The sequence below is a fragment of the Anaerosphaera aminiphila DSM 21120 genome (genome assembly GCF_900129925.1).
In the GTDB taxonomy this organism is placed as follows: domain Bacteria; phylum Bacillota; class Clostridia; order Tissierellales; family Peptoniphilaceae; genus Anaerosphaera; species Anaerosphaera aminiphila.
Window position 1 is genome coordinate 47,173 of the sequence record NZ_FQXI01000010.1, and the last position, 26,899, is coordinate 74,071.

A 26,899-nucleotide genomic window follows, 5' to 3' on the forward strand; every position below is an offset into this window, starting at 1 on the left:
ATAGCATTATATATTATAATTTAGTGAATATGAGCTATTCTTTAAGGAGAATATAAAAAGTTGAGAATTTAATTATCAATAGTTTTATTCTCACTTAAAACTAGAAGAAAGTATTACCAGAGTTCCTTCGTCAGTATGCGGAGGCTTGTTTTTTATGGAGGTAATTATGCAAAAAAAATATTATTTATCAACACCGATTTATTATCCTAACGACAACGTGCATATAGGACACACTTATTGTACAGTTGCCGCTGATTGTATAAAAAGATATAAAGAACTTCAAGGTTATGATGTATTTTTTACAACTGGTTCTGATGAACATGGTCAAAAAATAGAACTTAAAGCTAAAGAATTTGGACTTGAGCCAAAGGAATATGTAGATAAAATAGTGGACAGTATAAAAAAACTGTGGAAAGACATGGACATAAACTATGATGCCTTTGTGCGTTCAACAGACCCTCAACACGAAAAAAACGTTCAAGATATTTTTCAAAAACTATATGACAAAGGTGAAATTTACAAGTCTGAATATGAGGGATACTACTGTACACCTTGTGAATCTTTTTGGACTGAATCTCAATTAGTGGATGGAAAGTACTGTCCAGACTGTGGTCGTGAAACACATATAGAAAAAGAGGAAGCTTATTTCTTTAGACTTTCAAAATATAGAGATGCACTTTTAAAATTATATGAAGATCATCCTGAGTTTTTAGAACCTGAATCCAGAAAACACGAGATGATTAACAACTTTTTAAAAGAAGGTCTTGATGACTTATCTGTAACTCGATCTTCATTTAACTGGGGCGTAAAAGTTCCCTTTGATGAAAAACATGTAGTATATGTTTGGATAGATGCCTTAAGCTGTTATTTAACAGCTATAGGTTACGGGACTGACGAAGAAAAGTTTAACAAGTACTGGCCAGCAGATGTACATCTTGTTGGAAAAGAAATTGTGAGATTTCACGCAATAATCTGGCCTGCTATACTAATGGCTTTGGATCTACCTATACCTGAAAAGATATTTGGACACGGTTGGATATTATTTGACGACGATAAAATGAGTAAGTCAAAGGGAAATGTTGTGTATCCTGAGCCAATTATAAAACTATATGGAGTAGATTCTCTAAAATACTTTTTATTAAGAGAATTTTCTTTCGGTTCAGACGGCTCTTTTAATAAACAAAAATTTATGAACAGACTTAATTCAGACCTTGCAAACGACCTTGGAAACTTAGTTTCCAGAACAGTTTCAATGATTGAAAAATATAATGATGGATATATACCTGAGCCAACAGTTAAAGAGCCTATAGATGACGAACTTATAAATATTGCTACAACTACTGCGGAAAAAGTAGATAAAGCTATGGAAAACTTTGAATTTTCTGTTGCACTTGAAGCTATTTGGGGCATAGTTAGAAGATCTAACAAATATGTAGATGAGACAACTCCTTGGATACTTGCACGTGAAGAAGAAAACAAAGGAAGACTTGACGCTGTACTTTATAACTTGGCAGAGTCACTTAGAATTGTATCTATTTTAATAAGTCCTTTTATACCTGAGACATCTAAAAAAATTAGAAAATCTCTAAGAATAAAATCTGATATTAAGTTGGAAGATGCAAATGTTTGGGGACTTACAGAAGCAGGAGAAAAAGTTAAAAATATTGGAGTGTTATTCCCAAGACTTGACGTAGAAAAAGAAATTGAAAGACTTGATGAAGAGACAAAAAATTTAACAGAAGAACGTGAAAAAGAAAAAGCTAAGTGGTCAAAAATTCCAATTGAAGAAAAAAAGGAAGAAGTTGAAATTGAAGTTGAAGAAGAATGTACCATTGAAGATTTTTCTAAATTAAAAATAAAAGTAGCTCTTATTGAATCAGTAGAAGATCATCCTAAGGCAGATAGACTTTATTTGTTAAATTTAAAAATCGGCGATGAGAGAAGAACTATAGTATCAAGTATAAAAAATGACTTTACAAAAGAGTATTTAACAGGTAAAAAGATACTTGTAATTACAAATTTAAAACCTGCTAAATTTAGAGGAATAGAATCAAAGGGAATGCTTCTTGCAGCAGAAACAGAAGACGGAAAAATTTCACTTGCAACAATTTTTGAAGATTTACCAGATGGAAGTGAAGTTAGTTAGGAGTGATAATTTGATTGACTCACATGCGCATTTAGATGACAAGAAGTTTGACTATGACAGAGATACTTTAATTACAAATTTAAAACAAAACGGAATTGACTTTGTATACAATATTGGAGCTGACTTGGAGTCTTCAATAGCTTCAGTAGAACTTGCAAATAAATATAGTAACATTCACGCAGTAGTTGGAGTTCATCCTCATGAGGCAAAAACTTACAGCAATGAAGTTGAAGAGAAGTTAATAGAACTGACAAAAGATAAAAAAGTCAGGGCAATTGGCGAAATAGGCTTAGATTTTTACTATGACAATTCGCCAAGAGATGTGCAAAGAGAAGTTTTTAAAAGACAGATTATTTTAGCAGATGCAGTTAAACTTCCCGTTGTAATTCACTCAAGAGATGCTTCTGAGGAGACCTATGACATGATTGAGTGGGCAAAGACAAATTATAGTGATATGGATATATTAATTCACTGTTTTTCGCAAAGTGTTGAAATGATGAGAAAATATATGAAATTAGATTGCTATATTGCACTTGGGGGAGCTGTAACTTTTAAAAATGCAAGAGTTCCAAAGGAAGTAGCAAGGGAAGTAGATATAAATAGATTGCTCTTAGAAACTGACAGCCCCTATATGACTCCAGTTCCCTTTAGAGGTAAGAGAAATGAGCCAATGTATATAAAGTATGTGGCTAGAGAAATTGCCCAGATTAGAGGAATGGATGAAGCGGAACTGGTTAGTATAACAGATGCAAATACTAAGAGGTTCTATAATGATTAAAGAAGTAATAGTAGTAGAGGGTAAAGACGACATAGCAGCCGTAAAGGTGGCCGTAGAGGCAGAAGTAATAGCAACTCATGGGTTTGGCTATGGTAAAAAATTACTGGCTCTATTAGAGGATATAAACAAGAGACGAGGCATTATAATTTTCACTGACCCCGACTATATGGGAAATAAAATCAGAAACGATATATCTCACCATGTAAAAGGAGCAAAACATGCATTTTTACCTCAAGGTCAAGCTACAAAAAAAGATGACATAGGAATAGAAAATGCCTGTGCAGAGGATATAAGAGTAGCAATAGAAAAAGCCAGACCAAACTATGAGGAAAAAACAGCAGAATTTACAAAGAGAGATTTAATTGACTATGGGCTTACAGGTGTAGAGAACTCTTCAGAAAAAAGAGAAAAAGTAGCCCAAGTGTTGAGAATTGGTCATGGAAATTCTAAACAATTTTTAAATAAATTAAACGGTTTTAAAATTAGTAGGGAAGAATTTATAAAAGCAGTGGAAGCGGTGGAATATGGAAAGACTATTTAAGCCCAGCAGAGTAATGGAGCTGTTGTCAAAATACAACTTTAGATTTTCAAAATCACTGGGGCAAAATTTTTTAATTGACGGAAATATAGTAAAAAAAATTGTAGACAGTGCAGAAGTTGAGGAATTTGACAATGTTCTTGAAATAGGTCCCGGAATAGGAACACTTACAGAAGAGCTATCTCTTAGGGCAAAAAAAGTAGTTGCCATAGAAATTGACAACAAACTAAGAGAACTCTTAGATGAGTCCCTACCCTATGAGAATATTAAAATTTACTTTGAAGATGTATTAAAGGCAGATTTAAAAGCTATAATTTCAGAAAATTTTGGAGAAGAGAGTTTTAAAGTTGTTGCAAATCTTCCCTATTATGTGACAACGCCAATAATTTCAAAGTTAATAGAAGAAGATTTAAACATCACATCAATAACTGTAATGATTCAAAAAGAAGTGGCAAAGAGATTTGTTGCAAAACCAGGGACAAAAGACTATGGTTCACTTTCTGTATTTATTCAGTTTTACTCTGATGTAAAATATGAATTCACTGTTCCAAATACTGTATTTATGCCAAAGCCAAATGTGGACTCTGGTGTAGTTAGCTTAAAGATAAAAAGTGAGTTACCTGATATTGACAGAGAAAAGTTTTTTAAAGTTGTAAAGGCATCTTTTTCAAAGAGAAGAAAGACACTTATTAATGCTCTTTCAAGTTATGGATTTTCTGCCACAAAGAGCGAAATATTACAGGCACTTTCAGTATCTAATATAGATCCGACAAGACGTGCCGAGACGTTGACTCCAAGAGAGTTTATTGTACTTTCAATAAATTTTCCAGATATTTAGGAGGAAAAATGGACTACGAATTAAGTGAAGAAGACAGAAAAAGTTTAGAAAGTGATATAGAAGAGTTTGTCAGTGATGAAAGACTGATAAATTTTCTATCAACTATATTTAAAGCTATGGGAGATCCAACAAGACTGAAGATTATTTTTTTACTGTCTAAGTCTCCACTGCGAGTAAATGAGATATCCGAGCTTTTAAATATGAGTCAATCGTCAATTTCACATCAGTTGGCAATTCTTAGAAATCAAGAGCTTATTAAAGTAAAGAGAATTGGCAGATATGCAATATATTCATTAGATGACGAGCATGTGCTCAGACTATTTAATGAAGGTTATAATCACGCAGAGCATAAAAAAAGAAATTGATTAATAATTAATTCATGGGGTATATTAAAAATATGAGGAGGAATATATATGAGTAAAGTAGTAGTATACACATCAAATACTTGTCCATATTGTACTATGGCAAAGGATTATTTAAAAGAAAAGAATATAGCATTTGAGGAAAAAAATGTTCAAACAGATGCTCAAGCTAGAACTGAGTTAATGTCTAAAGGATATACAGGTGTTCCTGTAATTGTTGTGGACAATGAAGAAATAGTTGGTTTTGATAAAGCAAAGCTTGACACATTATTAGATAAATAAAATGAAAAGTAAATAAAAATAAGGATATTCTTTCACAAATATCCTTATTTTTTTATTTCTCTATAAATATTAAATACATATTAAGATTCAAGTGAATTTATCTTATTTAAAGTACTTTCTGAAATATATATGCCCTTTAATATTTCTTCTCTGCTTTTACTTACACTTAGTTCTTTTTCTAGGGCTCTTTCAACAATTTCAATTGCATTTTCCTGTGGAATTGAAATCACACCGTTTAAGTCTCCAACTATAATGTCTCCGGGGTTTACAGTAATGCCTCCACATTTAATAGGAATATTGATTTCAGCAGCCTTTGATTTAGTACTGGATGCGCAAACTACATACTTACAAAAAATCGGGAAATTTATTTCTCTACATCCTTCAATGTCTCTAATAGCACCATCAATTATTACAGCTTCAAGGTCTTTTTGTTTTGCAGTTAAACTTCGCAAATCTCCCCACACTGCATTTTCTTCAGAGCCACTGGTGTCGATAACTATTACATCTCCGGGTTTTGCTATCTCTAAAATTTTCTGTACCATTAGGCTATCGCCTTTTTCCAGTTTAAGAGTTAGGGCAGGGCCAACAATTTTATTTTTATTAATATGGGGTTTTATTAAGTGGTTCATTGAAATATTAAAATCTGCAGCATCAGATAGAGAAGTTATTTCAATGTCTCTTATTTTATTTAGTATTTCTTTAGAAGGTCTCTTAATTTCATACTTACTGTTCATATTTTTTATCCTTACTTATTTTTTCTTTGACTAAGTTAATTCTTCCACCGGCTTTTACATATTCCAACTCATCTTGACTGACAGGTGAACTCACTTTAATTGTAACATTAGAAGTTTCATTGATTAAACTATAAATTTTACCTTCAACTAGAGATGATACATCTATAGATAAGACATCATCTTTTGAAATTTTATTGTAGTCGTCTTCATTTACAAAAGTCAGTGGAAGTATGCCCCAATTGCTCATATTGGCAAGGTGAAGTCTTGCAAAACTCTTAGCAATAACTGCCTTAACACCTAAATATCTGGGAACCATTGCAGCTTGCTCTCTACTTGAACCCTGTCCATAATTTGAACCGGCGACAATAAATCCACCTCCACTTTTTTTAGCCCTTTCAGGAAAACTCTCGTCTACTACGTTAAATCCGTACTTAGAAAGTTCAGGTATATTAGATCTAATTGGTAAAAAGTTAGCTCCAGCTGGACATATGTGGTCAGTTGTAACGTCATTATCCAACTTTAACAGTGTAACTCCACTTAAGATATTCTCCATAGGTTTCATTTCAGGAACGGGCTTTATGTTGGGACCTCTTCTAATTACTATATCTTCCGGACTACTTGAAGGCTCTATAAAAATATTGTAGTCATCTATAAATTTTTCAGGTAGTTCATACTCTACAGGAGAAACATTTAAAGTTCTAGGATCAGTGATAACTCCTGTTAAAGCAGATGCTGCTGCAACTTCCGGAGAACAAAGATAAACTTTTGCTGATTTTGTTCCTGTTCTTCCATAGAAATTTCTAGGAGTAGTTCGCAGTGAAACACCATCAGTTTTAGGAGCAAATCCATTTCCGTTACAGCCTCCGCAAACTGCTTCAAATAATCTAAACCCTGAAGCAGCAATTTTATCAAATGCGCCTCTTGCCATAGCTTCTCTAATAACTGTCCTAGTGGATGGGTAAAGACCGGCATCTACATCTTTGTGTACAGTGTTGCCATCTAAGATATTTGCTACAGACAATACATCATTTAAAGCAGTGTTAGTACAACTTCCAATCATAACTTGATCTATTTTTGTACCAGCAACTTCACTTACGGGAACTACATTTTCAGGTAGATGAGGAAGTGCAATTAATGGTTCCAGTTCTGATAAATTAATTTTAATGACTTCATCATAAGTGGCATCTTTGTCTGCACTGATTGGAGTGTAATCTTTTTCTCTTCCATATGCTCTTAGCCACTTTCTAGTATTTTCATCACTTGGAAATACTGAAGTAGTTGCACCGGTTTCTTGGCCCATATTTGTAATAGTAGATCTCTCTGCAACATTTAGAGTTTTTACTCCGGAGCCTGTATATTCTAGTATTTTTCCAATTCCACCTTTAACTCCTATTCGTCTTAGAACTTCTAAAATTATATTTTTTGCTGATACAAAAGGGGGAAGTTTTCCATCCAGTTCAACTTTTACGATTTTTGGCATAGTAAAGTAAAAAGTTTCTCCTGCAAGGACCATTGCACTATCAAATCCACCTACTCCAATACTTAGCATTCCAATTCCGCCGGCGGCAACAGTGTGAGAATCTCCTCCGATTAGAGATTTTCCAGGGACTCCCCAGTGTTCTAGGTGTAGTTGGTGACATATTCCACTTCCGGGTCTTGCAGTGGTAATACCAAGTTTAGAAGTGATATCTTGAATATATCTGTGGTCATCGTCATTTTTAAAGTCTGCTTGAATCATATTGTGGTCAATATATTGAACGGCCAAGTCTATTTTAATTTTATCTAAATCTAAAGCTTCCAAGGCAAGGTAAGTCATCATAGCATTTAAATCGTGCATTAAAGCTTGATCAGGCTTAATTCCAATACGTGTTCCTCTTTCTAAGTTGCCCTCTACAAGAGAGGAATTAATAAGTTTTTCTGTCAATGTAAGTTTCATTTCATCACTCCGTTCTAAATTTAAAAGGTTGTTGCAATAAAGTTAAATATACCTGTAAATGTTACTAGTGCATCCACAATTAAGTATAAAAATGCCCAGCCAAATAGTTCAGTAAATATTTTATTATTTGGATATAATTTTGTGGCTTCTTCGTTAGAAGAAATAGCGGCCATTATAAGAGCGCCTGCTGTAGAAATAGGACTTATACCTGTGAATGTACCACCAATTACTACCATTGATGCAAGTTCTATGGCATTGGAAATTCCGCCGACATTGGCAGTTATTCCGGATACAGTCGGTATTAAAGTAGGGAATACAACTCCAAGACCTGAACTAAAGAAAGACATTATTCCTGAAACTAATACCATGATAGGTGCAGAAGTTTTTTCGCTCATAACAGAGGATAGAGCACTGATTATTATGTCTATACCTCCTGATTGCAAAATTATTTCCATGAGTATTCCCACTCCTGTAACTAATAATAACACATTCCAAGGAACTGCTTTAATTGCCTTTGAATCTTCTACAACTCCTAAAATTACTAAGATAGAACCTATAGTAAAGGCAACTAACCCAACATTCATCTTAAAAAACAAAGCGCATACCATCATAGTTAAGAGCCCCACTATTGAAATGATTTGCGAACTATTAAATTTAGGAAGAGTTTCTTCCTCAACTTCAATAGATTTTTTAGGTTTCCAACCTTTATAAACTATGAAGGCAACTATAGCATTAATGGAAGCCATTAAAAACATAGATATAAAAACAGGGTTAACAGCATCTAAAATTCCCTGTTCAGCTAAAAGTTGGTGTACTAAAATTCCTTCGGGAGTTATAGGTGACATTCTTGCTGCTTGTGCACCTTTTATTCCTATAATTGATAGCATTATAGGATTAAAACCCGATTGAAGCGCTATTGGAACTGCAATAATTGGCATAATAGCAAGACAAGGTATTGCTCCAGGTCCAATAAAACTCATAAAAAATCCCATTATAAAAAGCACTATGGGAAGGAGCCAAGTTTTTTTACCAACAGATTTTACAATTTTTTTAGCTGTTATTGTAAGTGTATCATTTGAATTTACAATACTAAATAAATATGTAACGCCCAACATAGTTAAAAATAAAGAAGTATTAAATCCAGAAATTATTTCATTTGCACTAATTCCATAAAACTGTGAAATTATAAAAGCAATTCCTATTGAAATAATTCCGACATTGGCATTTCTTGTAAAGCCTAAAATTATTGCTAAAGCAAGTCCGATAATTGATATTATAGCTAAACTTTTCATAATTACCTCCTAAATAAATGTTATACATACAGGACTTTCAGTATTTATAATTCTTCCACTGAATGTCAACCTACCATTTTGAAATAAATATTCAATTATTGTGTCACTATCTTCATTTGCAACATATAATTTATCCCCTTCACTGTTAAATGTTATAAAGCGTGGAGTTTTTCCAAGACAAGATTCATATCCAATTTCTTTCATATAACCTGTATTTTGATTAATTTTATAAATTACCAATGATTCGTGAATTCGATTAGAGCCTATTAAGTAAAGATTGTCGACTGATAGAATAGAAGCGCTTGCTTGTCCATTTCCGGTATATGTTTCGGGCAAAGTGGGCAAGTTTTGCAGAGCACTAACTTTTCCGTTAATTTCATCAAATTCAAGATAAGTCATCATATTGCCTTTTTCATTTATTAAATATAAAAATTTGTTGTTATTATGTACTGAAATATGTCTGGGTTCTGAATGTTCCCTTGCATAAAAAGTGTCTGTTAATGTAAAAGTTCCGTTATCTGAATTAAATTTTACAACATTTAAAGCTGAATAACCTTGGTCTCTCGCCTGGGTTGGAACAAATAAATAATTTTTAGTTTTGTCCCAAATACATTGGTGAGCATAAGATATAGAATTTTCTTCTTTTCCTGGAAAAGTATACTTATCAGATATTTCTCCTAGAGTTCCATCAGAATTTAATTTAATAGAATGTAAACTTCCTCCTTGTAAAGTGGCAACGACTAAATAATTATTTTTTTTGTCCACAGTTAAAAAAACTGGATTTTTGCTTTTTATGTCTATTTGGTTTAAGTTTTCAAGTTTTCCATCACTTAAAATTTTATAGCTGCTAATTGTGGTCAAGTCTCCATGGACAGAATATAAATATTCATTATTGTTATCTAACGTTTGATAAGATGGGTTGTCAATATTATATAGACATTGAATTTCTGTCCAATTATTTGTAATATCATCTATTTGATATACTTTCAATCCCTTTCCTCTGGCATTTCTTTTTTTAGTAGTCCTGGAACCTACATATGCTATTTTCATTTTAAAACCTCCTTATGAATTAAACGTTTTCTTAATATTAAATTTATCATTAAGCTTGCAGTTTTTGAAATATTAAAATACAATCAACCTATAACTAAAAGTTATGGAGGTGAAATTATGAATATAAATCAATTAAAGTATGTCACAACAATTGCTAAGACAAAAAACTTTTCTGAAGCTTCTAAAATATTATACATAAGCCAACCTGCACTAAGTCAATATATAAAAAAACTAGAAGAAGACATGGGTGTAAAGTTGTTTACAAGAGATAAAACAGAAGTAAATATAACTGATGAAGGAAGAGAATTTATATATTATGCAGAAGAAATACTTAAATTACATAGAGAATTATTAATAAAAATGGAAAGTTTTTCGTCAAAAGAAAGAAAAAAATTAACTTTGGGAATTTCACAATTTTATGGAAAGTACTTCATACCTAAATTAATACCGGAATTTGTAAAGTTATGTCCTGAAGCTGAAATAAAAATAATAGAATCGGAATCAAAAATTATTGAAGAGAATTTATTAAAGGGAGAAGTAGATATAGCAATAGTTCCTATGCCGGTATATTCAACAAAGGTTAAATATAAGACTTTATATAGAGAAAGATTTTCTATTGCAATAAATTTTAAAAATAAAAAATTAGAACTTTTAAAAAATTGTGATAAAACTGAAATAGATATTTCGATTTTAAAAAACGAAAAATTTGTATTATTAAACAAGGGTTTAAAACTTAGGGAACTCGCAGAAACTATTTGTCTAGATTATGGTTTTAAGCCAATAGTAGCTCTTGAGTCAGAGAACTTAGACACATTAAATTCACTTGTACACAACAATATTGGAGTTTCAATTTTGCCAAGTATGATAGCAAAATATAGCGATGTAGAATATATTGAATTTGTGGGAGCACATTCAGAAAGAAATACGATTTTAGCTTATGTAAATGATGAATTTAAAAATATAGTTGATAAGATTCCGAAAATAGAAATTTTATAGTAATGATAAATAAGAGGCGTGAACTTAAAAATTCACACCTCTTTCTAAAGTCACTTAGTTTTCAGATTTTAAATCTTCAGCGGCTTCTTTTTTTAAAGTTTTTTCCATCCAGTCTTTGCCTTCTATGAATCTAGCTATTAGCATTGAAGCAATAGTATCTCCGGAGGAGTTTATCATAGTTGCAGGTGGGTCAACTAAAAATCCGATAGTTGCAATTACAGGGAAGGCTTCCGGTGGGAAACCATATAAATTTACAATCAGCATTTCGCCAATTAATCCTCCGCCTGGAACACCACTCATTACAACTCCACCTAGCACTGATATTAAAATTGCAGTTAAATAAGTTCCAATACCGCTGAAGTCTTGTCCAAAAATTCCGAATAAAAACGAAATTTTTAAAATTGATGAAAGACAAGTTCCGTCCATGTGCATAGTAGCACCTATTGGAAGTACTATCTCTCTTATATCTTTAGGCACCCCAATATTTTTAGCGGCAGTTAAGTTTACGGGAATTGTAGCTATTGAAGAACCGGTGGCAAAAGATGTAATAGCTGGTGGGGCAATGTATTTAAACATTCTCTTTACTCCTTGTTTTCCTCCCGCAACATAGGCGTATATTGCAAAAAATATAAAGAAGTATAAAAAGCACACAGGATAGTAAATTACCATTGCCTTTAAGTAACTGCCAAGTAGTTGAGGACCAAACTCTCCTATTAGAGCCGCAAAGTAAGCGCCAAGTCCTATTGGAGCGTAGAGCATAATTATACTTATAAGTTTCATCATTACATCGCCAATGGCATTTAAAAATTTAGCTACTCTTTTTTCCGGGTCATTAACTGTGGCAACGCAGAAACCAAATAGTATGGAAAATACAATAAGTGGCAGCATGTTGTTTTTAGATAGCAGTTCGTTAAAATCTGAAACAGTAACAGCTTTTACAATTTGTTCTCCAAGGGAAATTTGTTGAAGTTCTTCGCCCATTTGAAGAGCAATGCTAACGCCTTCAGCTGGTGGGAATATCTTTACAACACATATAATTATAATTGAAGCTATACCGCCTGTTACAAAAAATACCAATAGCATAGTTCCTAAAATTCTGCCCAATCTGTTCATATTTAACATATTTCCAACTGCGCTGGATATTGTCACAAATACTAATGGTACAACTGCAGTAAACATCAGGTTTATAAATATATCACCTAGAGGTTTTACAACAGTAGCCCTTTCACCTAATATAAGTCCTGCAATACTTCCAATAATAATTGCTATTAGTAGTATTATTGGAAATTTATAATTTTTTAAAAAATTATTTTTTTCTTCCATTTCAAGTTCTCCTCTGTTTTTAATAATTACCGTGAAAAACTATTTCAGTTTCTCCAATTAAGTATATATTTTTAATATTATTACTTTTAAATTCTAATTCTATTGTTAAATCTCCACCTGGAGTTTTAGCATTTAGGGTATTTGAATTTATTAATTTATTTTTAAAAAGACTTACTGCAACGCATCCGGTGCCTGTTCCGCAGGAAAGGGTAAAATCTTCAACACCTCTTTCATAAGTCAGTTCATCTACGTTATTTTGCCCTGTGAGTTTAAAAAAGTTAATGTTAGCTCCCTTTGGAAACTTAGAGTTATGCCTTAAAAATTCAGCAAATTTGTAGAGCTCATCTATATTGGTATTTTCAAAGTCAAATTCTAAACAAAAATGTGGAATACCGGGTTCGCCTAGTTCAATATAAGAGCCTGTATAATTAACACCTTTATAATTTATGCTGCAGTTGTAATCTTCTATGCTGGGATTGTTTAGCAGAATTTTATATTTTGTCTCATCAATTCTCTCTGTTTTTACAATTCCCGCATCAGTTAAAATATTTAACTTGGGTAAATTTAAAACGTGATATGCAAATCTCGCCAAACACCTAACTCCATTGCCACACATTTCACCTCTGGAGCCATCTGAGTTGTAGAAGTTCATCTTAATATCGCAAGTGCTATCTATATCCATAAATATAATTCCGTCGGCGCCTATCCCTTTTTTTCTATCGCATAAATTTTTCGCAATAGCGGGAAAGTCCACTTCTTTAATTTTTTCACTTATGTTGTCAATTAAAACAAAGTCGTTTCCACATCCGTGCATCTTAGTGAAGTTCACTTAAACCACATCATTTCTTACAAGGTCCTTATAGGTCTGTCTTTTTAAAACTAAAGTGTCTTTTCCTTTTTCTACAAATACAATGGCAGGTTTTAAAAGGCTGTTGTAGTTACTGGACATGGAGTAGCCATATGCACCTGTAGATGGTATACATATTAAATCTCCCGTATTTGTAGCGGGGATTTCTGCATCTGTTATAATAATATCTCCCGATTCACAACACTTACCACAGATAGTTACAGTTTCTAAATTAGAGCCATTTACATTGTTTGCCACAATGGCTCTATACTTTGCATCATAGAGAGCCGGCCTAATATTGTCTGTCATACCACCATCTATTGCCACGTATTTTCTAATGCCCTCTACATTTTTAATGCTTCCAACAGTATAGAGAGTATATCCTGCTTCTCCAACCACACTTCTACCTGGTTCTATAGTAATTATTGGTCTCTTTAAATTTTTAGAGTTAAAGTAGGTGTTAATTTTATTCATAATGGGCTCTAGGAAAAAAGAGAAAGGTGGTCTTTTTTCATCTGTATAGGTAATTCCAAATCCTCCGCCAATATTTAACTCTTGAATATTTTCTCCTATCTCTGAGATTGTATCTTCAATTAATTTAAATACAATGTCCAGAGCTTTTAAGTAAATATCATTTTCAAAGAGCTGACTTCCAATGTGAAAGTGGTATCCAATAAAGTTTACATATTCACTTGCATTTGCTTTTTTAACTTCACCTATAACTTCGTCAATTGGAAAGCCAAATTTTGAATCCAGCTTTCCTGTGGAGATATACTCATGAGTGTGAGCGTCAATTCCAGGTGTTACTCTGTATAGAACATTTACCTTTTTATTATATTTTTTGGCAGCTTCTTCAATCATTGGCAGTTCAGAAGCGCCGTCAATTATTATTTTCCCTACATTATTTTTAACGGCAAGTTCTATTTCGTCATAGAGTTTGTTGTTTCCATTAAATTCAATTCTCTCAGGTGGGAATTTTGCGCTTAGTGCTATGTAGAGTTCACCACCACTAACTACATCAAGATTTATTCCCTCATCAGAGATGAGCTTTGCCATGGCTTTTGTTAAAAAGGCTTTTGAAGCATAGGAGACAGTAGTATTTTCATACTTGTTTAAAAAATCTTTTTTTAATTCTCCTATTCTATCTTTAATTTCACTAACTGAATACACATAAAGTGGAGTTCCATATTTTTCAGCTAAGTAAGTGGTGCTGGCATCGTCAATATATAAAGTATTATTTTTTTCTTCCATATCTATCTCCCATAATTAAAATTATCTATCTCCCATAATTAAAATTCAAATTGAAACTTTTTCGGAAACAACCCGAAAATTCCGCCTGTGTGAATAAATAAAATATTGTTTGACTTAGACAAATAACTTGTCTTTGGATTTTCAAGTTCTGAATAAATTCCCTTCATTGCCTTGCCTGTGTATACAGGATCTAGTACAATACCTTCATTTTTTGCAAATGAATTTAAAAATTCCAGTTCTTCAGCAGTTGAAAGAGCGTATCCACGACCTACATTTCCGTCTATTACTTTAATATCTTCTTCTAAAAGTGCATTGTCTTCCTTTAAATAAGAGTAAAATTCTTTTGAAATTTCAATTATTTCACTGACAAAGTGTTCTCTATCTGAAGAAATATTAAATCCGACAATGTTTTTATCTAAATTTAGCATTTTATTTCCTAGGCAAAGTCCTGCATAAGTACCTCCGGAACCGACTGTACAACATATAGTGTCAAAATTTATGCCAAGGAGTTCTTCTTGTTTGGAAATTTCTTTAATGGCATCAAAGTATCCAAAAGTTCCAATGCCATTGGAAGCTCCTGTTGGAATTATATAGCCCGTATGTCCATTTTTACTTAATTCTTTTAAAGTGTCTTGCATAATTAAACTAATATTATTTGTATAGTCATAGCTGCTAATAAATCTAACTTCTGCACCAAAGAGCATATCCAGTAGATAATTTCCGTCTATTGGTGTCTTTTCGTCACTGGAGAGAATTAATATAGATTTTAAGCCCAGTTTTGCAGCGGCAGCTGCTGTTGCTCTTGCGTGGTTGGACTGAGTTCCACCGCAGGTGATTATGGTATCAGCTCCTTGAGCCAGAGCTTCTGCAAGTGCAAATTCAAGTTTTCTTATTTTGTTACCACCAAGTTCTGTTCCCGTTTGATCATCTCTCTTTATAAAGATATTTTTATTGAACTTTTTTGAAGTGTAGTTTAGCTTTTCAATTTTAGTAGGCAAGTTAGCCAATGAAATTTTTTCTACCTTAATAGACACTGAATCCCCCCCCTTTGTTAATTTTTAATATTATAACATATATTCAATTATAATTACATTTTAAAGAAAGAGAAACCCACTTAGTAAAAAGTAGGTTTCTAAATTATTTTAGTATGCAAAATTTATAGTTATTTTCTTTAAAGTAGTTTATAACTTGTTGAAGACTGTCTACAGTAAGTTGTTTGTTAGATGCATCGTGCATTAGCACAACGGCCACATCTGAGTGTAAATTTTGATTTAAAGATTTTATAATGTAGTCGACTTCTTCTTCAGTTGTAGTTGGCCTTACAGATTTTTTCTCAGAGTCACCTGAAAGAGAATTCCAATCTATCCATTCAATGCCCATTTCCTGGAGTTTACTATCGGCATCGTTAAGTCCCTGCCATGATAAGTGTCCGCCGGGATATCTCCACACAGTTGATTTAAAATCATCTCCGAAGACTTTGCTAAGGCGTCCAGAAGTAAGTTGAGCTTCTTCAATTATTTTTTCAGTATTGGCAGTTTTATCAGGATATAGCAAGTCATATTCATGAGAAAATGAATGCATGGCAATGGAGTTTCCGTTCATTAGAGTTTGTCTAAGTACGGAGTAATTTCCTTCAGTTATATTTTTTCCAACAGTAAAGAAAGTTGCATGAACGTCGTTATCATTTAATATATTTAAAATTTTAGGTGTGATAGTAGTATTAGGGCCATCGTCAAAAGTTAAGAATACTAGTTTTTCACCACCAGTGTATTCAACTTCCCCTCTAATATACTGTCTTATTTTTTTAGTGTCGTATGCGTAAGAACTAGCTGAGACCAAGTGATTAGTTCCGGGCATGATTTTTTTATCTATACCTGTCGCCTTACTAAAAGGAAGCATAAGTTTGTCGTAGGCAGTTTTGGGAGCAGTAATTGAGCTGCTGAAATCTCCCTTTTGTTCTCTTAGCATTTCGCCATAGTACCAAGTTGCAAGGCTGGGAATATTAGAAGAGTCTTTATTTCCACCTGATATAAGAGAAATTAGTTTGACGATTAAAAAAATTAATAAAATTAAAATAGCTGTAATAGTCAATCGTCTTCTTCGAACTTTTGATCTGCGCATCTTAGCACGGTGCTGCTTTGATTTTTCAGACTGTCCGCTTTCTCTTTGACTGCTCTTTCTTGAGGTATTTCTACCGGATTCTTTAGAGGTAGTATCTTCAGTATTAGATTTACTGTCCTCAGTTTTCTTATTCATCTTAATTAAACTTTCAATTTCATCCATGTCTATTAAATTGCTAGATTTATTATTTATATTATCTCCGTCATTGGAGTTGTTATTTTTATCGTTGTTTATATCATCATTTTTTTTGAAAAAATTATTCATATTTAGCCCTCCACTACTATTAAAGGATATACTAGTTGAAGGTTTTTTTCAAGGAGGTTTGTATGAATAAATAGTTACAAAACGGTATAGAATTATAGATTTAAAGATTGAAAAACTCCATAGCTTACAACTTATTTAGCTAAGAAAATTAAAGTTTATCAATAGATACTTTATCTTTTAAGTATTATTTAATAAACGAAAGAAGTTAGAAGAATATAAGCACTTTAAAATACTTAAATTTTAATTAGTTGACTTAAAATTTTTATTAGATTAACCTTTTATATAAGGTTATCGATAACTTTCACTTTAAAAGAGGAGAGATAATATGTACCATTTAAAATTTAGTGGAAGTCACTATGAAATAGGATATAAGTTCGGAGAGAGGTTAAAGAAAAACAATGTGGAGATTTTAAACAATGTGCCTTTTCCAATAGGAGAAGAGAGAGTAAATTTTGCACTTAAAAGTGAAGTGCTATATAAAAAGTACTATCCTGAAATACTAGAAGAGATAAAGGGAATATCAGATGGGCAAAGTTGTTCCTATGAAGAGTTAATAGGAGTACTTTTTAGTATGTACTCTATTATGCCATCTGCAAATTGTTCTTGTTTTGTTGCAAGAGGGAATAGGGGAATAATTTTAGGACGAAACAGCGATTTTTTAACTGAAATTGAAAAACTTTATATGAATACAATATATAAGTTTAGCGGAAATTCTCTTTCCTTTATGGGAAATACTACAGCTTTTGTTGAAATAGAAGATGGGATAAATGAGCGAGGTCTGGCAATTGGACTTACATCTGTGGCACCAAAGAAAATAGACTTTGGATTAAATGCGGGAATGATATTGAGATTAATTTTAGAAAAATGCAGTTCAGTTGATGAAGCTGTGGACTTATTAAATAATATTCTAATTAGTTCAAGTCAAACTTTTGTAATAGCTGATAAAAGTAAGGGTGTACTTGTAGAGTGTAATTGTGAGAGAGTGGAAGTAGTAAGTATTAAAGATGTTAATTTTGCATATTCAACTAATATGTTTAACTTGGAAAAAATGAAAGAGTACAACAATCTTCCAAAGGAAAATTGGTTTGCAGTAGAGAGATATGAAACTATGGATAAATATTTTAAAAGCTTAAAAAATTTCATTACACTTAACGAAGCTAAGTCACTGTTGTCAGGGGAAGAGGGATTTATCTGTCAGTATGATAGAAGAGAAGGGCGTGATACTGTCTGGTCTGTTATCTACGACTTATCTGACAACTCAATTTATAGAGTGGAGGGGAATCCATCTAGAAAAGAGTTTAAAAGAGATGAGAGATTTATAGTAAAATAAAGTGATACAATAAAAAGTCTACTGTTTAATTTAAGCAGTAGATTTTTAAAAATACAGCTTTAGAAATTCATCAGTTTTTATGTTAAAAAAATTAAAATTGTCATAATTTGCTCCATGTCCGGCATTTGGAATATATATAAGTGGAAGTTTTTTATTTTTAGACCAGATTTTATTATAGCGTTTTATATATCCAACGCTGTCTTTTTCCCCAATAAACAATAAAACGGGACAACTAAAATTTACTTCATCGTAGTTTTTAAAATTTCTGTAGTATAAGTTAGTTGCAGTTAACATATCTTTTTTTCCTAATTTGACAAGACAATTGTAGAATGAGTTTTGCCCATCTTCAGTGATACAAGTATTTTTAGCACTCATCCGACAATATAGCTTATATGGGAACAGTCTGGCTATTTTTGAATAGTTATCGGTCCAAAATAATTCTGACTTTTTATAATAATTACTTCCAAAGGGAGTAGATCCTATAGATATAAAAGCAGATGTTCTTTCTGGATAAAATAGTGCAAATGCCTGAGCTGCATATCCACCTGCAGACTGCCCAATTAAAATAGTTTTATTAATTTCTTCTCTATCTAAAATTAATTTAATATCTTCAGAAGTATTGTGAAAAGAAAAATCCACATAGGGACGAGATAGACCATGAAGAGGCATATCTATAGTTATTACATTGTAATGTTTAGTAAAAAATTCAATTTGTTTTTCAAAAAGTGTATGATCGGCAGTCAGTCCATGGATAAAGAGAATTGTATTTGAACTAAATTTATTTTTTTGAATCCAATAATACACTTTTCCTCTTGAAGACTCTATAAATTTGCACTCCATTTGAAAACTCCTTTTTTATTCATTCAGTTAATTTATTTAAAGCTCTCTTATTTAAAAGTTCAATTTTACCACGTGTGAGCTTTACATATTTTTCTTCCTGAAAGTACTTTAAAAGTCTGGTTACAACTTCTCTTGCAGAGCCTAAGTTTTTAGCTACTTGCTCGTGAGTAAGTGTTAAGGTGTCAGTATCTTGCATGGCAGATTGTTCTAGTAAAAATTGTGCAATCCTGGAGTCCATACTCTTAAATAAAATTTGTTCAAGAGTCCACATAACTTCAGAAAATCTGGAGCTCATTATTTCATTTGTATAGTTTGAAATCAAAGTACTTTTGGCGACAAGCTGCTCATAGGGTGTGGGTTTTAATATGTAAGTTTCCACATCTTCTTCCATTTCCAAATTTATTTTAAACTGTATGCTGTTCATAATACAAGCAGCTGAAAAAAGACAAATATCACCTTGTAGGAGTCTATATAGAGTTATTTCACGACCTGAATCGGAAACTATAAATGCACGTATAGTTCCACTTCTAACTAAAATAAGCCCTAGACATTCTTTGTCACCACTGTATAGTCTTGTTGACTTTTTAAAAGTTTTTTCACTTATACTGCTGTTTAAGATTTCTTGTTGGTTACTTGAAAGCTTATCCCAAAAGGGAAAAAAAGAATTAAGTGGAAATAAATGCTTAGACAAAAAAATCACCTCTGCCTAAAATTATATAGGCTAGAGGTGATTCTTGCAAATGGATTTACTTTTTTTCTCTTTTAAAACACATAAACCAATCTAAACAGTATTGGTCATCATCTGTACTGTCCATACGTTCTTTTGCAGTTCCACAAGATCCTGCAGTAGGAACGATTACGTCATCGCCAGGACGCCAGTCAGCTGGGGTTGCAACATTATCTGCATCAGCTTTTTGAAGAGCTAAAATAATACGTTTTAATTCGTCAAAGTTACGACCTGTAGATAGTGGATAGTATAGTATAGTACGGATTATTCCCTCTGGGTCAATTACAAAAACAGCACGTACTGCTTGAGTGTTACTTTGACCAGGTTGAATCATACCATATTTATTTGCCACATCCATTTTAATGTCTTCAATAAGAGGAAATTTAACGTCTACGTTTTTCATTCCATTCCACTCTAGTTCTTGAATTTTTCTAAGCCAAGCAATGTGAGCATAAAGTGAGTCCACTGAAAGTCCAACTAATTCAGTATTCATTTCTTTAAATTCATCGGCCATTGTAGCAAAAGTCATAAACTCAGTAGTACAAACCGGTGTAAAGTCAGCTGGATGTGAAAATAAAATTACCCAACTACCCTTGTAGTCCTCTGGAAAGTTAATGTCACCTTGAGTAGTTACTGCGTTAAATGCTGGAGCTTTATCTCCGATTAGTGGCATTCTAGTTTCAATAATATTCATATTTTCTTGCATGTAAATCTCCCTTCTCAATTTATTGTGATGTTTCACAAATCTATATTTAATAATAGTATCATTTGTTCTTATTTACATTATACCCCAAAGATAATTATTATCAGTGACATTGTCACTTAAAAGTAAAATAGATTTGTTTAAGTTAGGAGTTTAATCTTTTTTATTTTTGTACTTTATAAACTCAGGAATATACAAAAGTACGGAAATTAGCGCAAATACAACTGCCAAGGTCAGAAGAGTAACTATAACTGTGTTTGGAAGTGATGGAAATAGTATAATTACAATTGATGTAAAATAGTAGATAAATGTGGAGATTTTTCCGAACCACTTTGCTCCTTCAAGTTTTATTCCCTTTTTTAATAAGTATCCTCCGGCTAATAGTATTACAATGTCCTTTATGATTATAATGGCAAAAAATCCCCAGTATCTGCGAAGTAATATTGCAAGAGTTATAGACACTACAAATTGTGTAATTTTATCAGCAATTGGGTCTAATATTTTTCCAAGATCAGTTATCCAACCAAATTTTCTCGCTAAATTGCCATCTAAAAAATCAGTGAGGGCAGATATTAGTAAGATAATTCCAGCGTAAAATGTATTTCCGGAAAACATCTGCCACACAAAAAAGGGCAACAGCACAATTCTAAAAAGTGACAGTAAATTTGGAATGTGTCTCATTGAGTCCTCCTTTATAGTAGAGATTGAAATGGTCTAGCTATATAGTATATAAGTTTAAGTGCAAATTTCTTAGATGTAGAAACTTCCATTGGTTCTACAGATTGAGATTTGATATATTCGTTGTCAGGTCCAACCTCTAGAGATTGATTCATTAAATTTTGCATTACTCCAAGAAGTTGAGCAGAAAATTCAGGACTGTCTATCATTAACATAGTTTCGGTGTCCAGATACATACTGCGGTCGTCAAGATTAAAAGATCCCACAGCAGAAAGTTTATTGTCAATAATTAATGACTTGCCATGAATGGAGTCTCTATTTTGGTACTCGTAAATTTTTGCGCCTGTATCTATAAATTTTTGCCTTTGTCCAAGGTAATTTGAAAATGCAGGAAAGTTTGGAGTAGATGCAGCTGAATTTGTAATTATTGTAAGATTACTTTTTTCAGCAACACTTTTCATAGCTGAGAGCAGGTCTTTATTTCCGGTGGAGTATGGAGTTTGAACTACTACAGAGTTTTTTGCTCCAAGTGTTAAATTCCTTAGAGAATATCCAACCCAAGGTTCCTTTTTTTCATTTTCAATTGGATTGTGAAGTAGTGTAATTTTTGAAGTTGGAACAGTTGAGTTCTTATAGTCTTCAATAGTTTTTTCATAAAACTTTGGATTAGTTTTTTGAAATTCAGCTTTAGAATCTAAAAAAGACTTAAAATAAGTTTTAGCGTCTTTAAAGTTGTCATTTTTTATAGCAGTGGTGTGTTCGTAATTCCAAAGAGAATCCATATAGTCTGTAACTTGTTCTATTACGCTTGAAGTACTTGTATTGTCCTTTGATTTATATATAAAAACATCTCTGTCGTTAGTTATTGGCTTTTTAAATTCAGCTGGTCCAAAGTGTCTTTCATCAATATTTCTACCCCCAAGTAATAGCATTCTACCATCTGCAATAATAAATTTATCATGAAGTAGCATGTGAAGATTCCAAGGGTGAAGAGGCTTAATCTTATTGTAAAGTTTACAAGAAATATTAGGGTGTGAGTTTAGAGATTTAATTATATTGTTAGACTCTGTTCCATTCATAAAGGAAATTTTTCCATCTAGTAGAAGTCTAATATTTACGCCTCTATCGGCAGCCTCTACAACTTCAGATAAAAAAGCCCTTGAACTTTCACTATCAGTAATTTTGTAGTAAGTGATATCAAGATTTGACTTGGCACTTTTTATAATGTCTATCCTAATATTTAGTGCATCAGTTGGAGTTTCTATAACGCAGGCTCTATCAGGGCCCTCTGTATCAGAGTAGTAATCGATTTTGTCCAGTTTATCCTTACTTGATTGGGTCATATTTTTAGTAAGTACACAGGGAATAGTAGATCCTACTAATATAAATATAATGAATACTATTAATAGTATAAAAATAAACTTAATAAATTTTAAAAATTTCATTTAGTACCTCCTAACTTGAGCTTAAACCTTATTCAAGATAGTAAATATACCTGTGCTATATATTAGATATTCTCTCCCAACTTGCTAAGTCCAATCCCAAGACTGAAGATTCCAAATAGTAGTAGGTAAAGTCCGATTATATATCCAAGAGATACAATTGAAGCATAGGGATTAAATACAAGTAAAAGTCCGGCTATTATGCCCAGTATATTTATTATCAGGGAAAAGTAATAGTAGCCGTTCCCTGCAACATACTTAACAAAACTTAAATTTGCAAGTCTTGTAATGCAGTGAGCAATAAACCAAATCGGAAATAAAATAGCAAAAGTAATTGTTCCTACTTCCGGATAAATAAACATTATTATTCCAACTATAATACTTAAAATTCCACCTATAAGTGCTGACGTAGAGCCAAAGCCCGTTCTCTTTTCTAATTTTGTATAAAAAACTATATCAACGATTCCGGTTATTATAGCAAATATTGCATATATAAAAGCAAAGTTTGTAAGAGCTTGAACCGGTCTTGATAAAGTAAAGAAACTGAGTATTATTAAAAGTACTCCGAAAATTAACTCTAATATTCCAAATTTAGATCTGTTTTTCATAAAATATCATCCTTTCTCAGATAGTTTGACAATATAATATAAACTATCTATATTACATGATAATACTGAAAACGTATAAAGACAATTTCCAAAATAAACAATGTGTAAGATAACGTACACAATTAAAAAAATGTGTGAAAATCTAATAGTATTTAATGAAATATGGTATTATATACTGTAGTTACAAGAGCTATAATTATAGAAATAGGGGTTTCTTTTAATGAAAATAGAAAATGTGGATTTAAGAGTTCAAAAAACGAAAAGAGCTTTGGCAACTAGCATGTTTACTTTACTTGAAAAAAATAGTTTTGGAAAAATTACTGTAAACGACATTTGCACAGAGGCAATGGTAAGTAGAAGTGCATTTTATGACCATTTCAACGATAAATATGACTTGGTTATTTTTTGTGTTGAGTTAATGAGAGAAAAATTGTTTGCTGAAACCTTTGAAGAATTAGATGGAATAGAACATAGAATAAGTAGTGTACTTAAAAATATAAAAGAAAATGTAAAATTATTTAAAAACTTATTAATGGAAGATGTAGATTCGGAATTAATAAAAATGATGCGTAATTCTTTTCAAGAGGATATTGAAAAGACAATTAAGCGGAAAAATTTAAAAGATGAAGAATTACTGGCACCTGTTGAACTTATTTCAACTTTTTATGCATTTGGAATTACCAGTGTAATAGTAGACTGGGTTTCTAGTGAAATGAAATATTCCATAGAAGATATGGCAAAATATTTGCACAACTTAACTTCAAAAGGGGTTTTGGATTCAGTAAATTAAATGTTTTAAATAATTAAGAAAAGGAAGTGTTTTAGTTAGTGGAAGAAAATAGAATGGGAGTTGAACCTATAGGAAAATTATTGTTAAAAATTTCTTTTCCCATTATGATTTCAATGCTCATACAGTCACTATATAATATTGTAGACTCAGGATTTGTTGCAAGGATTGATGAAAATGCATTTACAGCTGTTTCCATGGCTTTTCCCGTTCAAAATATGATGATGGGACTTGCACTAGGTACGGGAGTTGGTATGAACTCTCTAATTTCAAAGTCTCTTGGAGAAAAACACTATTTAAAAGCAAATACGGCTGCAAAAAATGGAATTTTACTTTCTATTTTTCACTCTTTATTGTTTGTTTTATTTGGATTAATATTTCCAAGAATTTATTTTGAATCTCAAACAGACAATATCGCAATTATAAATTATGGAGTGGAATATTTAACTGTGTGTACAGTGTTTTCTCTTGGAATATTTATGCAGATAACTACAGAGAGATTACTTCAATCTACAGGTAGGTCAATGTATACCATGGTAACTCAAATTTTAGGTGCTGTGATAAATATAATACTGGACCCGATTTTAATATTTGGACTTCTGGGAGCTCCAAAGTTGGGAGTTAGAGGAGCTGCAATTGCCACAGTCATTGGACAGTGCTCGGCAGCGACATTGGGACTTTATTTTAATCACAAATATAATAGCGAAATTGAAATGAATAAATCTAAATTGGATTTCAAGACAATTAAACAGATATATGCAGTGGGAATTCCAAGCTTTGCGCTAATAGCTACAGGAAGTGTGGCAGTGTACTTACTAAACAAGATATTGGGAAAAATTTCTACAACTGCTGTTGCAGCTGTGGGAGTTTACTATAAAATACAAAATTTTGTATTTATGCCGGTTTTTGGTTTAAATAATGGAATGGTTCCCATTCTTGCATATAATTATGGTGCGGGAAATGTAGATAGGACAAAAGAGACAATAAAACTTAGTTTCAAAATAGCAAGTGTAGTAATGGTAGTTGGAGTTTTAATTTTTCAAATATTTCCTAGGCAATTACTTATGATTTTTAATGCATCAGATCAGTTAATGGAAATTGGAACAGTAGCTCTTAGAATAGTATCACTGTCTTTTATATTTGCTGGAATAGTAATTGTGAGTCAATCTGTATTTCAAGCTTTGGGAAATGGTGTACTATCGCTTGTGTCTACTATTATAAGACAAATTATAGTACTTGTTCCTGGAGTTTATTTACTTAGCTTGTCGGGAAATTTAAACTTGGTTTGGATAGCATATCCAATATCAGAAATAGCAGCTTTTGTTTATTGTATATACTACTTAAAGAAGTTTGCTATTAGAAAAATAGAAAGTGTAAATATTGAAATTTAAGGAGGAGAAAGAATGAAGTACGATTTTAACACTCTATACGAGAGAAGAAATACCGGCTCAGAAAAATGGGCTGAAGTTGAGGCAATGGAGGGAAATATTGTTCCGGTTTCAATTGCAGATATGGAATTTATTACAGCTCCGGAAATTAGAGAAGCCCTATCAGATTATATATCTAAAAATATTTTAGGTTATACCAGTGCAAGTGATGAGTATTTAAGTGAAGTTGTGAAATGGCAAAGAGAACAACATGAGTTTGATATAAAAAAGGAATGGATAGTTAATACTCCGGGAGTTGTAAATGCAATTTACAATTTAATAAATGCTCTAACAAAACCAGATGACGGAGTAATAATTTTTAGACCGGTTTATAGACCATTTACAATGTCTATAGAAGGAGCTGGAAGAAAAGTTGTAAACTGTCCTCTAATTAATGACAGAGGACACTACACTATTGACTTTGAAAAATTTGAAGAAGAGGCAAAAAAATCTGAAAATAAACTTTTAATATTTTGCAGTCCTCACAATCCTGTGGGAAGAGTATGGACTAGAGAAGAAGTAAGAAGAGTTGTAGAAATTTCAAAAAAATATAATTTATATATTATATGTGATGAAATTTGGAATGACATAATAATGAGCGGATATGAATTTACAACTATGGGAAGAGTAGCAGAAGACTATTTGGACAATATTGCAATATGTACAGCTGCATCTAAGACGTTTAACTTGGCAGGTCTAGTGTGTTCAAATATTATAGTTCCAGGAGAGATAATGCGAGAAAAATTAAATGAAGAACTAAGCAGATCTCACGTAGAAGTAAATGCACTTGGATATGCAGGAACTATGTTTGCATATAGATATGGAAAACCTTGGATGGAAGAAATGCTTCAAGTGATTGAAGGAAACTATAAATATGCAAAAGAATTCTTTGAAAGAGAAATTAAGGGCGCAGTAGTTTCTCCTCTTGAGGCAACTTACGTTATGTGGGTGGACTTGAGATGTTTAAATATGAGTGAAGAAGAGCAAGAGGACTTTATGAGAAAAAGGGCAAAGTGCTTTACTGATCCGGGTTTTAAATTTGGAGACGAAGGGGCAGGATTTGAAAGAATTAACTTAGCTTGTCCGCTATATGTTTTAAAAGAAACCTTAGATAGGATAAAAAACGCTCTTTAATGTTGATTTATCAAGAACTTTATTGTATTATTAACTTGTTAAATGATAATATCTAGTAAATTTTAGGAGGATATTCATGGCAAAAGCAAAATTTGAAAGAACAAAACCACACGTAAACATAGGAACAATAGGACACGTAGACCACGGAAAAACAACAACAACAGCAGCAATAACACTAGTATTAAATAAGAGATATGGTAGCGGAGAATTCGTAGACTATGCACACATAGACAAAGCACCAGAAGAAAGAGAAAGAGGAATAACAATTTCCACATCTCACGTAGAATACGAAACACCAAATAGACACTACGCACACGTGGACTGTCCAGGTCACGCTGACTATGTAAAGAACATGATCACAGGAGCAGCACAAATGGACGGAGCAATCCTAGTAGTAAGTGCAGCAGACGGTCCAATGCCACAAACAAGAGAACATATCTTGTTAGCAAGACAAGTTGGGGTACC

The 26,899-nt window shown here is 32.4% G+C and carries 27 protein-coding genes; 12 read left to right on the plus strand and 15 right to left on the minus strand.

What is annotated here, in order from left to right:
• Positions 1 to 166 precede the first annotated feature (166 nt).
• Genes metG through BUB47_RS07025 form a run of 6 tightly spaced genes read left to right on the plus strand, consistent with a single transcriptional unit; the run spans position 167 to position 4,944 of the window.
• Complete coding sequence (metG, locus tag BUB47_RS07000) at positions 167 to 2,146, plus strand: methionine--tRNA ligase (RefSeq protein ID WP_073185015.1); 1,980 nt, start codon at positions 167 to 169, stop codon at positions 2,144 to 2,146.
• Between the two features lie 10 nt (positions 2,147 to 2,156).
• Positions 2,157 to 2,924 carry a TatD family hydrolase gene (locus BUB47_RS07005; protein ID WP_073185016.1) on the plus strand — a complete coding sequence of 256 codons (768 nt, stop codon included), beginning with the start codon at positions 2,157 to 2,159 and terminating at the stop codon, positions 2,922 to 2,924.
• A complete protein-coding gene (gene rnmV / locus BUB47_RS07010) occupies positions 2,917 to 3,465 on the plus strand; it encodes a ribonuclease M5 (RefSeq protein WP_073185017.1) in 549 nt (182 codons plus the stop codon). The genes BUB47_RS07005 and rnmV overlap by 8 nt, the downstream gene beginning before the upstream one ends.
• Complete coding sequence (gene rsmA, locus BUB47_RS07015; protein ID WP_073185018.1) at positions 3,449 to 4,300, plus strand: 16S rRNA (adenine(1518)-N(6)/adenine(1519)-N(6))-dimethyltransferase RsmA; 852 nt, start codon at positions 3,449 to 3,451, stop codon at positions 4,298 to 4,300. The genes rnmV and rsmA overlap by 17 nt, the downstream gene beginning before the upstream one ends.
• A gap of 8 nt (positions 4,301 to 4,308) precedes the next feature.
• The gene (locus tag BUB47_RS07020; protein WP_073185019.1) at positions 4,309 to 4,665 is read left to right on the plus strand and encodes an ArsR/SmtB family transcription factor; all 357 of its coding nucleotides are present in this window, start codon (positions 4,309 to 4,311) and stop codon (positions 4,663 to 4,665) included.
• 48 nt (positions 4,666 to 4,713) lie between these two features.
• Entirely contained in the window at positions 4,714 to 4,944 is a 231-nt protein-coding gene (locus BUB47_RS07025) for a glutaredoxin family protein (protein ID WP_073185020.1), read from the plus strand.
• A gap of 80 nt (positions 4,945 to 5,024) precedes the next feature.
• On the opposite strand, the gene BUB47_RS07030 is transcribed toward BUB47_RS07025, so the two are convergent.
• From BUB47_RS07030 to BUB47_RS07045, 4 genes are read right to left on the minus strand one after another with little or no spacing between them, the layout of a single operon-like run.
• Entirely contained in the window at positions 5,025 to 5,678 is a 654-nt protein-coding gene (locus tag BUB47_RS07030) for an RraA family protein (protein ID WP_083529131.1), read from the minus strand.
• Positions 5,668 to 7,614: an aconitate hydratase gene (locus BUB47_RS07035; RefSeq protein WP_073185021.1), complete on the minus strand. Its 1,947-nt coding sequence runs from the start codon at positions 7,612 to 7,614 to the stop codon at positions 5,668 to 5,670. The genes BUB47_RS07030 and BUB47_RS07035 overlap by 11 nt, the downstream gene beginning before the upstream one ends.
• 20 nt (positions 7,615 to 7,634) lie before the next feature.
• The gene (locus BUB47_RS07040) at positions 7,635 to 8,906 is read right to left on the minus strand and encodes an SLC13 family permease (RefSeq protein ID WP_073185022.1); all 1,272 of its coding nucleotides are present in this window, start codon (positions 8,904 to 8,906) and stop codon (positions 7,635 to 7,637) included.
• Positions 8,907 to 8,915: 9 nt separating this feature from the next.
• Positions 8,916 to 9,956 carry a lactonase family protein gene (locus BUB47_RS07045; protein WP_073185023.1) on the minus strand — a complete coding sequence of 347 codons (1,041 nt, stop codon included), beginning with the start codon at positions 9,954 to 9,956 and terminating at the stop codon, positions 8,916 to 8,918.
• 117 nt (positions 9,957 to 10,073) lie between these two features.
• On the opposite strand from BUB47_RS07045, the gene BUB47_RS07050 reads away from it, so the two are divergent.
• Complete coding sequence (locus BUB47_RS07050) at positions 10,074 to 10,952, plus strand: LysR family transcriptional regulator (protein WP_073185024.1); 879 nt, start codon at positions 10,074 to 10,076, stop codon at positions 10,950 to 10,952.
• A gap of 54 nt (positions 10,953 to 11,006) precedes the next feature.
• On the opposite strand, the gene BUB47_RS07055 is transcribed toward BUB47_RS07050, so the two are convergent.
• From BUB47_RS07055 to BUB47_RS07075, 5 genes are all read right to left on the minus strand, one after another.
• A complete protein-coding gene (locus BUB47_RS07055) occupies positions 11,007 to 12,275 on the minus strand; it encodes a dicarboxylate/amino acid:cation symporter (RefSeq protein WP_073185025.1) in 1,269 nt (422 codons plus the stop codon).
• A 19-nt stretch (positions 12,276 to 12,294) separates the two neighbouring features.
• Positions 12,295 to 13,104, minus strand: coding sequence for a diaminopimelate epimerase (gene dapF / locus BUB47_RS07060; protein ID WP_073185026.1), 810 nt, complete (start codon positions 13,102 to 13,104; stop codon positions 12,295 to 12,297).
• Positions 13,105 to 14,373, minus strand: coding sequence for a diaminopimelate decarboxylase (gene lysA, locus BUB47_RS07065; RefSeq protein WP_073185027.1), 1,269 nt, complete (start codon positions 14,371 to 14,373; stop codon positions 13,105 to 13,107). It lies immediately after the preceding gene.
• 38 nt (positions 14,374 to 14,411) lie between these two features.
• On the minus strand, positions 14,412 to 15,407 hold the full coding sequence (locus tag BUB47_RS07070) for a D-cysteine desulfhydrase family protein (protein WP_234945644.1): 996 nt from the start codon (positions 15,405 to 15,407) through the stop codon (positions 14,412 to 14,414).
• A gap of 103 nt (positions 15,408 to 15,510) precedes the next feature.
• Positions 15,511 to 16,758, minus strand: a complete 1,248-nt coding sequence (locus BUB47_RS07075; protein ID WP_083529133.1) for a polysaccharide deacetylase family protein — start codon at positions 16,756 to 16,758, stop codon at positions 15,511 to 15,513.
• Positions 16,759 to 17,083: 325 nt separating this feature from the next.
• Here BUB47_RS07075 and BUB47_RS07080 point away from each other — a divergent pair, with 325 nt between their 5' ends.
• Entirely contained in the window at positions 17,084 to 18,088 is a 1,005-nt protein-coding gene (locus tag BUB47_RS07080; RefSeq protein ID WP_073185028.1) for a C45 family autoproteolytic acyltransferase/hydrolase, read from the plus strand.
• Positions 18,089 to 18,133: 45 nt separating this feature from the next.
• On the opposite strand, the gene BUB47_RS07085 is transcribed toward BUB47_RS07080, so the two are convergent.
• The 6 genes from BUB47_RS07085 to BUB47_RS07110 all read right to left on the minus strand — a co-directional run bounded on the left by BUB47_RS07085 (position 18,134) and on the right by BUB47_RS07110 (position 23,086).
• Entirely contained in the window at positions 18,134 to 18,928 is a 795-nt protein-coding gene (locus BUB47_RS07085; protein ID WP_073185029.1) for an alpha/beta fold hydrolase, read from the minus strand.
• 19 nt (positions 18,929 to 18,947) lie between these two features.
• Positions 18,948 to 19,619 carry a Crp/Fnr family transcriptional regulator gene (locus BUB47_RS07090; protein WP_083529134.1) on the minus strand — a complete coding sequence of 224 codons (672 nt, stop codon included), beginning with the start codon at positions 19,617 to 19,619 and terminating at the stop codon, positions 18,948 to 18,950.
• 55 nt (positions 19,620 to 19,674) lie between these two features.
• Entirely contained in the window at positions 19,675 to 20,361 is a 687-nt protein-coding gene (locus BUB47_RS07095) for a peroxiredoxin (protein ID WP_200779493.1), read from the minus strand.
• 150 nt (positions 20,362 to 20,511) lie between these two features.
• Positions 20,512 to 21,039 (minus strand): CDP-alcohol phosphatidyltransferase family protein, encoded by a 528-nt coding sequence (locus BUB47_RS07100; RefSeq protein ID WP_073185030.1) that lies wholly within the window; start codon positions 21,037 to 21,039, stop codon positions 20,512 to 20,514.
• 11 nt (positions 21,040 to 21,050) lie between these two features.
• Positions 21,051 to 22,481: a phospholipase D-like domain-containing protein gene (locus BUB47_RS07105; RefSeq protein ID WP_073185031.1), complete on the minus strand. Its 1,431-nt coding sequence runs from the start codon at positions 22,479 to 22,481 to the stop codon at positions 21,051 to 21,053.
• A 62-nt stretch (positions 22,482 to 22,543) separates the two neighbouring features.
• Positions 22,544 to 23,086, minus strand: coding sequence for an HdeD family acid-resistance protein (locus BUB47_RS07110; protein WP_073185032.1), 543 nt, complete (start codon positions 23,084 to 23,086; stop codon positions 22,544 to 22,546).
• Positions 23,087 to 23,306: 220 nt separating this feature from the next.
• Between BUB47_RS07110 and BUB47_RS07115 the strand changes: the two genes are divergently transcribed.
• The 4 genes from BUB47_RS07115 to BUB47_RS07130 form a co-directional block, all read left to right on the plus strand.
• Positions 23,307 to 23,876 carry a TetR/AcrR family transcriptional regulator gene (locus BUB47_RS07115; protein WP_073185033.1) on the plus strand — a complete coding sequence of 190 codons (570 nt, stop codon included), beginning with the start codon at positions 23,307 to 23,309 and terminating at the stop codon, positions 23,874 to 23,876.
• A 38-nt stretch (positions 23,877 to 23,914) separates the two neighbouring features.
• Positions 23,915 to 25,264, plus strand: coding sequence for an MATE family efflux transporter (locus tag BUB47_RS07120; protein ID WP_234945645.1), 1,350 nt, complete (start codon positions 23,915 to 23,917; stop codon positions 25,262 to 25,264).
• A gap of 12 nt (positions 25,265 to 25,276) precedes the next feature.
• A complete protein-coding gene (locus BUB47_RS07125) occupies positions 25,277 to 26,434 on the plus strand; it encodes a MalY/PatB family protein (RefSeq protein WP_073185034.1) in 1,158 nt (385 codons plus the stop codon).
• A 76-nt stretch (positions 26,435 to 26,510) separates the two neighbouring features.
• Positions 26,511 to 26,899, plus strand: a 389-nt coding sequence (locus tag BUB47_RS07130) for a GTP-binding protein (RefSeq protein ID WP_234945646.1), incomplete at its 3' end; no start/stop codon positions are given.